7 protein-coding genes are annotated in these 14806 nt (G+C 44.7%); all 7 read left to right on the top strand.

Features of this window, described 5'->3' with window-relative positions; translation table 11 throughout:
• Positions 1 to 8: 8 nt before the first annotated feature.
• The 7 genes from DWW23_RS01760 to DWW23_RS01725 all read left to right on the top strand — a co-directional run bounded on the left by DWW23_RS01760 (position 9) and on the right by DWW23_RS01725 (position 14804).
• The gene (locus tag DWW23_RS01760; RefSeq protein WP_122351558.1) at positions 9 to 2390 is read left to right on the top strand and encodes an ABC transporter permease; all 2382 of its coding nucleotides are present in this window, start codon (positions 9 to 11) and stop codon (positions 2388 to 2390) included.
• A gap of 325 nt (positions 2391 to 2715) precedes the next feature.
• On the top strand, positions 2716 to 3528 hold the full coding sequence (locus DWW23_RS01755; protein ID WP_122351557.1) for a DUF6261 family protein: 813 nt from the start codon (positions 2716 to 2718) through the stop codon (positions 3526 to 3528).
• A gap of 261 nt (positions 3529 to 3789) precedes the next feature.
• Complete coding sequence (locus DWW23_RS01750) at positions 3790 to 6120, top strand: ABC transporter permease (RefSeq protein ID WP_122351556.1); 2331 nt, start codon at positions 3790 to 3792, stop codon at positions 6118 to 6120.
• A 194-nt stretch (positions 6121 to 6314) separates the two neighbouring features.
• Entirely contained in the window at positions 6315 to 6995 is a 681-nt protein-coding gene (locus DWW23_RS01745; RefSeq protein ID WP_122351555.1) for an ABC transporter ATP-binding protein, read from the top strand.
• A gap of 119 nt (positions 6996 to 7114) precedes the next feature.
• Complete coding sequence (locus tag DWW23_RS01740) at positions 7115 to 9442, top strand: FtsX-like permease family protein (protein ID WP_122351554.1); 2328 nt, start codon at positions 7115 to 7117, stop codon at positions 9440 to 9442.
• A 39-nt stretch (positions 9443 to 9481) separates the two neighbouring features.
• Positions 9482 to 11824 (top strand): ABC transporter permease, encoded by a 2343-nt coding sequence (locus DWW23_RS01735; RefSeq protein ID WP_122351677.1) that lies wholly within the window; start codon positions 9482 to 9484, stop codon positions 11822 to 11824.
• Between the two features lie 607 nt (positions 11825 to 12431).
• Positions 12432 to 14804, top strand: coding sequence for an ABC transporter permease (locus DWW23_RS01725; protein ID WP_122351552.1), 2373 nt, complete (start codon positions 12432 to 12434; stop codon positions 14802 to 14804).
• Positions 14805 to 14806: the final 2 nt, after the last annotated feature.

The raw sequence follows: 14806 nt of genomic DNA, 5'->3' as shown, positions 1-14806 counted from the left end.
ATAGAAATATGAGGAATTTTAGTATGGCAATCCGTTCCCTGTTTAAGAAGGGAAGGAACAATGGGATTAAGATACTTGCGCTTGCTGTCGGGCTGGCAATGGGGCTGGTGTTAGTAGCAAAAGTATGTTTCGAACGTTCGTATGATAATTTTTATCCCGACAACGACCGCATTTATCTGGTCAAGTCCGGCTTAAACAAAGACGGGAAGAAAGATACCTGGGGGCAGGTGAGCGGTGCTATCGCTCCGGGTTTGAAAGCGGAGGTTCCGGAGGTGGAAGTCGCAACGCGCTATACCCGCATAGGACCGGCCAATGAACTGATCATGTCGCCGGAGAAACAATTTTATAAAGCGACCATTCTGCTTGCCGATACTAGCTTTTTCGATATATTCCCCCGTCCGATTCTGGTGGGCGATCCGAAAGATGTCCTGTCCCGTCCCGGTTATGTGATGATCTCACGCTCTCTTGCCGAGAAAATGGGGGGAGTAGGGAGTGTGGTTGGTAAGACCTTCGTTCGTGAAGCAAACCGTAACTCTCCGCAAACCATCGGCGGTGTATTTGAAGATATACCTGAAAACAGCCATTTGCGTTATGATGTGTTGGGAGCGTTGGCAAGCATGCCGGAATGGAGTACGACAAACTGGCTGGGTAACGACCGTTACATCGCCTATGTGAAACTGGTTCCGGGTACTGACCCGGAAGGACTGGCCCCCGCTATCCGCCGTATGCAGGAACGCAATCAGGACATGGAAGCTCTGAAACAAGCCGGTGTCGATCTGTTCTATACCATCTCGCCGTTGCAGGATATCCATAATAATGATAAGGAGGTGAAAGACATGAATGCCATGCTTCTCTTCCTGGCTACGATCCTGATTCTTATAGCCGTGCTCAATTATGTGCTAGTCGTTATCTCCACACTGATCGGACGTACGAAGGAAGTGGCCGTACATAAATGTTACGGAGCTTCGGGTAAAAATATATTCGGAATGATCTTTTCCGAATCCTTGCTGCATCTGTTGTTGGCACTCTTGCTGGGAGCTTTCCTGCTGATCCTTTGTAAAGGGAAGGTAGAGGAATTGTTGTCGGCTTCGTTGTCTGCCCTGTTTACGGTACCTACTTTGACGATTTTGTCGGGTATCTGTATCGTTGTATTCGCCGTTACCTGCCTGGTGCCGACCTGGCTCTTCCTGCGTATTCCGGTGGCATCGGCTTTCCGCAGCGTAAAAGAGTCGAAGCGTTACTGGAAACTGTGCCTGCTTTTTGTACAGTTTGTCGCTACGGCCTATCTGGTGGCATTATTGATCACGATCAACCGCCAGTATGGTGCTATGATATCGAGTGATCCCGGCTACGCTTACGAGAATCTGATCTTTTGTAATACCCGCGGGGTGAGTGCCCAGGAGCGTGAGCGGGCGATGGACGAACTGCGCCGTCTGCCACAGGTCAACCTGGTGTCGGCCAGTTGCGAGTTGCCTTTCAAATATCCTTCGGGTAATAATGTCGGTCTGCCGGGTGATAACCGCGAACTGTTTAACATTGCCGATATGTACAGCGTCGGTGATAATTATTTTGAACTGATGGAGATACCTATTCTGGAGGGCCACGCTTTCCGCCAGGGTGAGGCTAACGGCGATAAAATAATGGTTAGCCGTCGTTTTGTCGAACAGATGGAGAAGGTGGCGGGCTGGACAGGAAGTGCTATTGGTAAAGGTGTGATGATATCCGAACATAGTAATGGAAATCAGGTATACACCATTTGCGGTGTCTATGATGACTTCCGTATCGGCTCCATCAAAGGTCCCGATACCCGTGCCTCGGTTTTCTTCTACGACATGAAGCCGGGTGGTATTGCCCCTACGGAAAATATCCTGATAAAGATGCACGATATGACATCGGACAATATCGCACAGGTTAACCAGATCCTGACAGATGCAATGCCGAATAAAGTGGTGGAAGCTTCTGTCTATAAAATGAGTCTGGCTCAGCAATACCAGGGCGACCGTGAGTTCCGCGACTCCATCTTCATCAGCGGCATCGTCTGCCTGATCATTGCGCTGATCGGCCTGTTGGGATATACTGCCGACGAAACCAACCGCCGCGGACGTGAGATAGCGATCCGCAAGGTCAACGGTGCGACTGCCGCCAGCATCCTCCGGATGATCTCGCGCGACATCTCCTATATAGCCGTTCCTGCTCTTACGATCGGTGTAGTGATTGCCTATATCAGTGCCTCCGACTGGCTGGAGAAATTCTCGGAACGTATCCACCTGAATATCTTCCTGTTTATCATCGCGGCCTTCTTCGTTTACCTCGTCATCATTGGTTGCGTATTGTATCGCGCCTGGGCGACGGCCAACGAGAATCCGATCGACAGTCTGAAAGCGGAATAGGAAAAACTGTCGGAGCCTCAGTCGGAAACCTGCCGGGGGATTGCATCGCTTCCGAAATGGTTTCCTGACCCGGGAATCCGTTTCACATCACTTGCAAAATGCAATCCTGAATCCGGATTCCGTTTTGTATCACTTGCGAAGTGCACTCCTGCCCCCGGAATCCATTTTACATCACTTGCGAAATGTTTTCTGGTCTCAGGATTACATTTCGCAAGTTTTTTTATTAAAAGCGAGAATAAAAGCAGTGATTTTCAATTCTATTGATTAAAATACCTATCTTTAAATGTTTTTTTAAGCAAGTATTAATATTAAAAACGAATCTAATATGGAAACACATCAGAAAATCAAGGAATTTGCAGTATCCCAGTTGAATAATACAGAATATGCCAATCACATGACACGTTTTCAGGGACTTATTCCTGCCAGCGGCGGCGGGGATCGCCCGGAAATTGAAAGTGTCGATCTGACAGGCCCTCCGGCATTGGGCTTTTCCGACGAACTTATCAAGGAATTCGGAGATAATCTGACTTTACTGACTGATCTGGTCAATACTTCGACTATTAGTGATGAGACAAATCAACTGAGAGAAGTCGATACACATCGCGATGAATGCATCGTTTTCTTTACTTCAGATATTTCACAGAAGCGTAAAAGCCCCATTGTCGCCCAAAAAACGGCTGCTGTGAGCCTGTATAACGCAGTTAAACCATATGTCGGCATTTACCGGTTGGCCGACCAGCAGGAGACGCAGCAAATCGTCGGACTGCTGATCGACATGGAGAAAGAACCGAATAAAACCAATGTGGCGACATTGGGTCTCACTTCCGTTCTGGCGGAATTGAAAACTGCCAACGACGAATTCAGCCGCCTGACCGAACAGCGCACGGCTAATAAAGCTGCTAATGCGATAGACAACGGCAAGGTGATCCGCCAACGGATGGAACCGCTTTATGCAGAAATGTTATTGCTTGCACAATCGTATAATATAGTACAGCCTACGGCCGAAACCGCCGCTTTTGTCATTTCCGTCAATGCCCTGATCGACGAAACCAAAGCACGCTACAACCAGCGTATCGGTATCGCTAAGGCAAATAAAGACAAAAAGAAACCGGGCAGCGATCGGCCGGAGATCGAATGATATACACCATGGTTGGTGTGATTTTAAGTTGTTTATTTACTTAGACATCCTGCTTGTGAAAGTAGGATGTTTTTTATTTTTATACTCTTAACTGTCTAATTAATTTACACCACTGTCTAATAATTTGACATTTTCTTTGAATTCTGTCTGATTTATTTTCTTGTATATCAGATAATTGTTTGTTTTGGCACACTATTTGATTCTTTACAGGCTATATGTATTTAGCATACACTGGTATAAAATATTAAAAACACGAATCAAATGAATAACCTGGTAAACTTTAAGTCATTTTTCAAATTTCTAAGCCGGAACAAAACCTATACGGCAATCGATATCTTCGGCTTATCCGTATCGTTGATGTTCGTTATATTGATAGCTGTTTATTCGGTACAGGAATTGTCTACCGACAAATACCATGAGAAAGGCGACCGTATCTACGTGTTAAGCAGCGAAGCCAATACCGGATCGGCCTATAAGCTGGCCTACCGTTTGCAGGAACGGTATCCGGAAATAGAAAAAGTATGTCCGGTCGCTCCCTGGGGATTCTATCATACATCTGTAACGGTAGCCGATAAAAACTTCAATGCCGAATTAATGTTCGCCGATACGACTTTCTTCGATTTCTTCTCTTTCCCGCTGTTGGTTGGCGACCGCAATCATGTGATGGATGCCGATGGCTATGGCGTGATCTCCGAAAGTTTTGCCCGCAAAGTATTTAGCGACAGTGATCCGATAGGGCAGGTCGTTCAGGTGAACGATTCCATCCGTATCCAGGTGAACGGGATCATGAAAGACATTCAAAACTCTACGATTCCGTATTGCGATATCCTGATGGGAATCAAACAGCTCAAATATATGGAAGAGGGAATAGACAGCGATCAGTTCTATAATACCGGAGCCGTCAACAATTTCATTATGGTAAAGGAAGGAGCAGACCTGCTTGCCAAAACGGATGATATCGTTGCTTATTTCAAAGAAGTATTCTGGATGTATCAAAGAGGAATTTACAGCAAAGTGCTTCTGAATCCTCTGGAGGATTTTTATTTCTCGGATATGGGTACCTATACGCTGGCTAAAGGAGACTGGCAATTTGTAATGATCCTGCTTTCGGTGGGGATACTTATCCTGCTGTTTGCCATCATCAACTATATTAATCTGACAGTGGCGCAGACGGCTTTCCGGGCAAAAGAAATGGCTACCCGCAGATTATTGGGATCGTCGAGAGGAGACCTGTTCCTGCGACTGATCATGGAGTCTACCCTGATGACTTTCATTTCTTTCCTGTTGGGTATCTTTCTGGCAATATTTTTCTCTCCTTATGCATCTCAGTTGTTGAATGCCCGTATAAATCTGTCAGACTTTGTTACCCCCGGTTATGTATTGCTGGCTGTAGCCGTCATTCTGCTGATCGGTCTGCTAGCAGGATTGTTGCCTGCTATTGTGATTTCCAATGCCAAGCCGATTGAAGTGGTGCGGGGTACTTTCCGTCGGCAGACCAAGATGGTGTTCAGTAAGTTCTTCATTACTTTTCAGAATGGGATCACGATTGCCTTGGTGGCAGCTTCCATAACGATGGTGGCACAGGTGAATCATCTCATACATGCTCCGTTGGGATATAAAACGACGAATGTGATGGATGTTCCGGTCGAATCTTATAAAAGTAAGACAGATATAGAGACATTCGCTAATGAGGTGAGCCAACTGGCTTCTGTTAAGCGGATCGCTTTTTCACAGGGCACTCCTTTTAACCGGGGGAATAATTCTACGGAAGAGATCAATGGCAAGCAGGTCAGTTTTCAGGTATTCAAGGCCGATACGGCTTTTCTGAGTATATTAGGTATTGAGATAATACGTGATAATCATCTGGCCGGTCCTAAAAAGGTCTATCTGAACCAGCAGGCTATGCGTGAAATGGAATTGCCGGAAGATTCTCCTTCCATCAAAGTGTGGGGGCAGGAAATTCCTATTGCCGGTATTGTGAAAGATTTCCAGTTATCGAATATCATGTATCAGAAGAAGCCGGTCAGATTGCTTATTAAGAATGATATAAAAGAATGGACCCCGTATAATGTACTGCTGGAAGTAGAAGGCGATCCTGTGGAATCCTATAAAGATATACAGGAAATATATGAACGTATCGGCCATGTCGGCTTTGAAGGGAAATATATAGATACGCAGATACAGGAATCATTTGCTGCACAGGAAAGGACTTCCCGGATCGTTTCGATCTTTGCTTTCGTCGCTATCCTGATCTCGTTGCTGGGGTTGCTGGCTATGTCGACCTACTTTATCCAGCAGCGTTCATCGGAAGTGGCGGTGCGTAAAGTATTCGGCTCGACCAATTCCCAGATATTGTACCGGCTGATCCGTACTTTCCTTGTCTATGTATTGATTGCTTTTGTGATCGCTACACCGATCATCTGGCGATTCATGCAGCAATGGTTGTCCGATTATTCTTACCGGATCGAATTGAGCCCGCTTATTTTTATAGCAGCCGGTCTGTTTTGTTTATTCGTATCGTTCGTTACGATATTTATCCAGAGTTACCAGGCTGCCAATCTCAATCCGGTGGAAAGTATAAAGAATAAATGACCGATTTGCTGCCGAGTGTAAAAAAACTAGACATGAGTGTCTAAATATTAGACACTCTTTGAAAAAAGAATAAAATCTATAAGTTTGAATATCAGTAAATTATTAAGTTTGGCACGTATTTTGAATTATATAGAGAAAACAGAGCGTTTTTTAGATATTACAAAGTATATAACGTAGAATTAAAAAATAACATTATGATTAAGATTGAAGGATTAAGTAAGCATTTCCGTACAGAGGAGGTTGAAACTATTGCATTGAACAATATTTCAATGGAAGTGAAAGACGGTGAGTTTGTTGCTATCATGGGACCTTCCGGTTGCGGTAAATCAACATTGTTGAATATTCTGGGATTGCTGGATAACCCGACTTCCGGCGACTACTATCTGATCGATAAAGAAGTGGGCCACCTGAAAGAAAAAGAACGTACCCAGGTGCGTAAAGGGAATATCGGTTTCGTATTCCAGAGCTTCAACCTGATCGACGAACTGAATGTGTATGAAAATGTGGAATTGCCTTTGACTTACCTGAAGGTAAAAGCTGCCGAACGTAAACAGATGGTAACCGATATCCTGAAACGAATGAATATCAGCCATCGTGCCACTCACTTCCCACAGCAGTTATCCGGTGGTCAGCAACAACGTGTGGCCATTGCCCGTGCAGTCGTTTCCAACCCGAAGATCATCCTGGCGGATGAGCCGACCGGTAACCTGGACTCTAAGAATGGTGCCGAAGTGATGCAGCTGCTGACCGAACTGAACAAGGAAGGAACTACCATCGTCATGGTAACCCACTCCAAACATGATGCCAGCTTTGCACACCGCATCGTCAACCTGTTCGACGGTAGCATCGTATCTTCTGTCAGTGAATTTATTTGATCATATTTCGATACATAACAAAGCATATAGCTAAATTTATAAATTAAGATAAACCGGCATATCCTACCTGTGAAGGTGGGATATGTTTATTCTCTCGCCTAAATGAAATCAGTAAGAATATGAATAACCTATTAAATATAAAATCATTCCTCAAATTCTTAAGCAGGAATAAAGCCTATACGGCAATCGACGTATTCGGATTGTCTGTTTCCTTAATGTTCGTTATACTGATTGCCGTTTATACCGTACAGGAATTGTCGGTCGACAAGTTCCATAAGGATGTAGACCGCATTTATGTGTTGGCTAACGACAGAGGACCGAGCACGGCCTTGCCGATTGCTTACCGCTTGCAGGAACGCTATCCTGAGATCGAGCAGGTCTGCCCGGTTATTACAACCAATGTGGGTAACCAGATCGTAAAAAACAATGATAAAAAATTAACTGCCAGAACAGTCCCCGTCGATTCCTGCTTCTTTAACTTTTTCTCTTTTAAACTCCTGGCTGGAGATAAGAACCGGGTATTGGAAAACAGAAGCAATGTCGTTCTCTCAAAGACTTTTGCCAATAAACTGTTCGGCACGGAAGACCCGATCGGACAAAGCGTTATTATCGGCGATTCGCTTTCTTTCCTGGTGAGTGGCATTATGGAAGATATCAAACATTCGACAATCCCGTACGCTGATATTATGTTTCGTGTGGAGCGGGCTCATGAGTACAACTGGTCGATCAGTATGGATCATCCCGGAAATGCCGGCTCGACAGTCGCTTTCTTAAAGATGAAGCCGGGTGCCGACCTGCGTCCGAAGATACCGGATATCCTGGCATATTTCAAGGAATCGTTCTGGATTTACCAGCGTGATATGTCCAAAGTAGTGAACTTGATACCGATGAGTGAACTTTATTTCTCTGAATTGAACGATTTCGGATCTGTTCAAACAGGGAACAAGCGTTTGGTCATTGTTCTCTTGTCTGTAGGTATCCTGATCCTGGTCTTTGCCATATTCAATTATATTAATCTGACGGTTGCACAGGCAGGTCAGCGGGCGAAGGAGATGGCTACAAGACGTTTGTTAGGATCGTCACGTGGAGATTTATTCATACGTATGATGATAGAATCGACTTTGCTGACCGTAATTTCTTTCGGAATAGGCTGGTTGCTGGCACATGCGGCGGTTCCTTTTGTGAATGATCTTTTGCAGACGCAGATCGATCTGATGGCGACTTTCACTCCTGGCTGGTGTCTTGCCGGTATTGTCTTGATTCTTCTGATTGGCGTTGTTGCCGGACTGTTGCCGGCTGTATTGATTTCTTCCGTGAAGCCGATCGATATCGTGCGCGGAACGTTCCGTAGGCAGACGAAAATGGTGTTCAGTAAGGTGTTTATCACTTTCCAGAATGGAATCACCATCGCTATGATTGCGGCATCGATCGTCATGATCCTGCAATCGCGTCACTTGATCAATGCACCGTTGGGCTATAATACGAATAGTATACTGGAGGTTGCGAATGGTTTTGCAAACAACTCCGACCGTAATGCGGCTATCGATGAATTTGGTCGTCAGCCATTCGTTAAACGAGTGGGGCTGGCAGCCGGGATGCCCCTGAGCGGAAGTAATAATATGTCCAGCGAATATGAAGGCAAATTTCTCGGTTTCCAGCAGTTCATCATGGATAGCACAGCGTTCAATATGTTGGGATATAAGATTGTCCGTGATAACCAATTAGCAGAAAAGAGCTGGTATGTCACCGAAAAAGCCATGCGGGATATGGAGTTGCCACAGGACGCCCCCAGTTTCCTATGGAATAAAAATGCAACGCCGATTGCCGGTATTGTGCAGGACTTTCAGTTAGGAAATATTACGAATGACATGCGTCCCGCCATGCTTCGCATCGACAAACGGAGTGAGATGTTCCCCTGGAGTATTCTTATCGAAGTGGAAGGTAACCCTTATACAGCTTATAACAAAATACAAGAGATCTATAAGGAGGCTTCCGGTGGGTTGGATTTCAATGCCACCTATCTGAATGAACAGGTTCAGAAATCGTTCGAGTCTGAAGTCCGGATGACAAAGATTGTTTCGCTTTTTGCTTCGATTGCAGTTATTATCTCTATGTTGGGTTTACTGGCCATGTCGACCTATTTCATCCATCAGCGTTCGCAGGAGGTGGCTATTCGCAAAGTGTTCGGATCGGATAATCAGGCTATTCTGATCCGTTTGATCAGTTCATTTTTGGTTTATGTGGGTGTAGCCTTTATTATAGCAACACCAATTATCTGGTATTTCATGAAACAGTGGCTGTCCGATTATTCATACCGGATCTCCCTGAATCCGTTAATCTTTATTGTCTCCGGTATATTCTGTCTTGTAATTGCACTTGTAACGGTATTTTTCCAGAGTTACAAAGCTGCTAATGCCAACCCGATAGAAAGCGTGAGCGGCAGGTAGTATGAAATAGAAATGAGTCAATATCAAATAATTTGAATGATGAATAATTTGTTGAACATGAAATCGTTCCTGAAGTTTCTTAGCAGGAATAAAGCATATACTGCGATCGATGTATTCGGATTATCTATTTCACTGATGTTCGTTATCCTGATCGCTGTTTATACCGTGCAGGAATTATCTGTGGATAAATTCCATGTGAACCGTGACCGTATCTGTGTGATCGGCAATGAGGACGGCCCGGCTACTGCCGTTCCCATCCCTTACCGTTTGCAGGAAAGATATCCGGAGATAGAGAAGGTTTGTCCCGTCATCCCGAATAACCTGGATAACCATCAGGTTTTTTATGGAGATAAGAAACTGAAGGCATCGTTGATGTGTGCCGATTCGACTTTCTTCGACTTTTTCTCATTCAAATTATTGGAAGGCGATCCTGACAGAGCCTTGCAGGACCGTTATAATGCGGTGATCTCCGAAACATTTGCCCGTAAAATGTTCGGACAAGAGGCAGACGCTGTAGGGAAAAGTATTCGCATCAGCGATTCCACCTCGGTGATCGTTACCGGTGTGATGGAAGATATCCGTAAATCCGTTTTGCCTTACACCGATATGCTGATACGCATCGAACGTATGGGTGAGTTTAACGGTGGTCTGACTAAGACAACCGATAACAATGCCGGTGCAACCGTCGGTTTCCTGATGTTGCATGAAGGGGCTGACCTGAGTAACAGAGTCGACGATATCCATACCTATTTTAAAGAGATCTTCTGGCCTTATAAGATAGATGTATGGAAAGGAGTGACGGTTACACCGCTGAATGAACTTTATTTTAAAGATTTCCAATGGTCTACGCTTGAACGTGGCGACCGCAACTTCGTGCTCGTATTGATGTCGGTCGGTATCCTGATCCTGATCTTTGCCATATTCAACTATATCAACCTGACGGTAGCCCAGGCGAGCCAACGGGCAAAAGAGATGGCAACCCGCCGTCTGTTGGGTTCTTCCCGTATGGAATTGTTCCTGCGGTTGATGATGGAATCTTTACTGCTTACGCTGGTTTCGTTCCTGTTCGGTGTCCTGCTGGCTATTGCTGCTGTGCCGTATGCCAATGAACTGCTGGATACACGTATTTCCCTGACAGAAGCCTGTACACCGGTATGGTTTGCTGTGGCTGCGGGGATAATCCTGTTGATCGGAACGCTTTCCGGTTTGTTGCCGGCCTTGTTGATTTCGGCCTCCAAGCCGATCGAAGTGGTGCGCGGTACATTCCGTCGTCAGACTAAAATGGTATTCAGTAAATGTTTTATCACTTTCCAGAATACGATCACGATTGCTACCCTGGCGGCAGCCCTGATTATGGGTGTCCAGATTCATCATATGATAACGGCCCCGCTGGGATATAATACGAGGAATATCCTGGTTGCCGAAAACCAGTTCCGTTCGGACAGCGAGAAAACGGCGGCTATGGACGGTCTGCGTCAGTTGACCTGTGTCAAGTCCATCGGGTTCAGTAACGGTACGCCGTTCAGCGGCACTAACAACCTGACAGGAGTATATGAAGGGAAATCGCTCAGTTTCCAGCAGATGGTGCTCGACAGTGCTGCATTTAAGATGCTGGGGCTTGAGATTGTGCAGGATAACCAGGTTGCATCGGGTAATAACTGGAGCTGGTATCTCTCCGAAAGAGCTCTCCGCGATATGGAATTACCACTGAATGCCCAGTCGTTCAACCTGGAAGGGAATGATCCGGCGCCTATCCTCGGTGTGCTGAAAGATTTCCAGTTACGGAGGATCACGGACGAAAGTTCGCCGGTCATGTTACGCTTCCGCGATTTCAACCAACCGAACAGTTGGCCCTGGAATATCCTGATAGAGGTGGAGGGCGATCCGTTCACCGCTTATAAAGAGATTGCCAGGATCGTGGAAGATGTGACCAAGGTAGAGTTCGAGGCTAAATATCTGGATGGTGAGATACAGGAATCGTTCGACTCGCAGATACGCCTGGTAAAGATTGTAGTGATCTTTGCCCTGATCGCGATCCTGATCTCTTTGCTCGGTTTGCTGGCTATGTCGACCTATTTCATCCAGCAGCGTGCACAGGAAGTAGCGGTCCGTAAAGTATTCGGGTCGGATAATAAGAGTATCCTGTTCCGGCTGGTAGGTACGTTCCTGATCTATGTGGTGATTGCTTTTGTTATCGCAACGCCGCTTGTCTGGTATGCCATGAAAGAATGGCTGTCGGGCTATTCATACCGCATCAGCCTCAATCCGCTTTATTTCATTGCGGCCGGTCTGTTCTGTCTGCTTATCTCATTTGCCGCGGTCGTTGTACAAAGTTTCCAGGCGGCGAATGCCAATCCGGTAGATAGCGTAGCGAATAAATAGAGAACGAATGACTTTTCCCCATAGGAAAAACAAAATAACGTTTCAGGTTTCAGCTACTTTTAAATATCTGTATATGATTCGATTATACTGAAACGTCATCAGGTTCCAAAAGCCTTGCAGTTTTTTTCAGAAAGCTGCAAGGCTTTTGAGTTATATACTAAAGGCTTTTCTGAAACGGATGCCGTCTCGTTTTTTTTCGGTCCCGTCTTATTTTTTACGAATGCCTACCTGTGGAGGGAGCAGTCGTTACCCGTTAAAAAAAGCATATATGTTTCGTTGGCAAAACATATATGTTTTGAGATCAAAAGTCCCTTATTTTGAAATCAAAAGATAGGACCTTTCCGGATAAGCAATTTATCTCCTTTCAGTTTGTTCTCTTGAAAAACAAACGTCTGAATGAACTGAAACCTGAAACGTGAATAATGAATATCTTGGAGAGGAATGCTTTTCGATGTAAAAAAACTAGACAGGACTGTCCAATAATTTGACATGTCTTGAAAATATGCATTCATGTATGTTGTTGATAAATAGTTGTTTATTGTTTTTGGCACGTAATTTGAATATTGATAGGTGTAATAAGAATAGAAGACAAAAAACATTAGTATAGATGAAAACAATATTACGAAACTTTATGAACGTACTGCGCCGTTTCAAGATGGCGTCTTTTCTGAATGTGATAGGGTTGACCGTTGCCTTCACTGCTTTTCTGGTGATTATGATGCAGGTTCAATATGAACGGACTTTCGACCGGTGTTATCCGACCGCATCCCGTATTTGCCGGGTAGATATGAATCACGGCGAAGGAGATATTTATGCGTCAGTAATTCCCCAGGCGTTAGCGAATGCTGCTTTTACTTCGTCTCCGCATATTGAAGCCTATACATTGCTGAATTCTTTTAGTAGTAAAACCTATGTGAACGTAGGAGAGGGAAATGATGAGAGAGGTTTTAAAGAACTATTTATCCCTTGCTATCCGGATTTTCCCAAAGTATTCGAACCGACTTTGGTGGAAGGAATTGCAACTTGTCTGGAAGACCCGGAAAAGGTAATGATATCTGAAAGTATGGCTAAACGGATGTTTGGCAAGGAATCGGCTATAGGCAAAAGTATTCGTTCGAAAGATAGAGTGTTTTATGTAGATGGAATGAACTTTACCGTCGGAGCTGTCTATAAAGATTTTCCGGAGAACTCGCAGATGGAAAACGGGATTTATGCCCGAATAAATAAACACTTTGAAGATGATTGGCTTTCCCAGAACTTTATGGGATATTTATTGCTCGATTCACCTGAATCACGTCAGGTAGTAGAGGATAATTTCAATAGTACATTCGATTTTGCTAAATATAATGTCAATAAAGAAACCCGCTTGCAACTGATACCTATCACTGACATTTATTATATGCCTGGTCAGTTGGATGATTTTATTAAGACCGGAAATGTCGATACGATGCGGTTATTGGTATTGATCGCTTTACTGGTTATCGTCATTGCCGGGATCAATTTTACGAATTTCAGCACTTCACTGGCTCCGATGCGAATAAAAAGTATCAATACCCAAAAGGTATTGGGCAGTTCGACAGCAAGTTTGCGGGCAAGTTTGGTAGCCGAAGCGGTATCTATTTGTGTATTTGCCTGCCTGTTGGCCTTTTTATTGACCTGGATATTGAACAGGACGGAAGTTTTATCATTCGTCGAAGCGGATACGAATTTACTGCATTATATACCGCTGTTATTTATGGTGTTGGGTATTTCTGTTTTATTGGGGTTGGTAGCCGGTCTGTATCCGGCATGGTATATGACCTCTTTCCAACCGGCACTGGTATTGAAGGGTAGTTTCGGCCTGTCTACTTCAGGACGGAAGTTGCGTACGGCCTTGATCGGTTTCCAGTATGTTGTTTCCATCGGTTTGATTATCGGTTCTTCTTTTATACAGATCCAGAATAACTATATGCGTTCTTACAAGTTGGGATTCGATAAAGACCAGGTAGCGATGGTGACGTTGAGCCAGGATATAGTCAAGAAGTCCGGTGATTTGTTGGTAAACCGGTTCAAAGAGTATGCCGGTATCGAGGATGTAGGATTTGCCAATACCATAGTAGGAGCTTCGGATGTCTATTCTGCCAATTATTTCCGTTATAATAATAAAGAATTTAATAGCGAAATTATCGATGTTTCATGGAACTTTCTGAATGTGATGGGTATTCCCGTCACCAGCGGACGTGATTTTAGCCGTTCGGATGCACAAAGTGATTCTACTTACGCTTGTATCTTTACCAAGCGGGTTCTGGATGTCGTTCCGGATATGGAACCGGGATATCCATTGGAAAAGAGCTGGATGGGTACAGGTAATATAGTCGGCTTCATCGACAACATAAAGGTTTCTTCCCTGCGTTCGTCTAACAGGCCGTTGTTATTCAGGCTGAGTGCAAGATTCGATGTCTTACCTGTTTCCTATATCCGCCTGAAAGTCGGAACAAATGTGGAAGAGGCGGTTGCCCATATCCATCGGGTAATTGCCGATATCGATCCGGCTTATCCTTTCGAGGTCGAGTTTTACGATACGGTATTCAATAATCTCTATCATAAAGAACAATATCTGAAAAAGATGATCACCTTGTTCAGCCTGTTGGCTATCGTTCTGTCGATCGTGGGTGTATTCGGTTTGGTAGTCTTTGAAACACAGTACAGACGGAAAGAGATCGGCGTTCGGAAAGTGTTCGGTGCGACGGTACAGGAGATATTGAATATGTTCAATAAAATCTACCTGAAGGTTGTCAGTATATGCTTCGTCATAGCGGCTCCGTTTGCTTATTACGGAGTGCATAAATGGCTGGAAAACTTTTCCGACAAGACACCGATCTTCTGGTGGGTGTTTGTTTTGGCTTTTGCCGTTGTGGCAGCGATCACGATGCTGACGGTTACTTTCCAGAACTGGAAGGCGGCGAATGAGAATCCGGTGAATAGTGTTAAAAGTGAATAACT

This window comes from Parabacteroides sp. AF14-59 (genome assembly GCF_003479515.1).
GTDB lineage: Bacteria > Bacteroidota > Bacteroidia > Bacteroidales > Tannerellaceae > Parabacteroides > Parabacteroides faecis.
The sequence above is the reverse complement of the archived record's forward strand: the minus strand, read 5'-3'. Positions and strand labels throughout refer to the sequence as shown.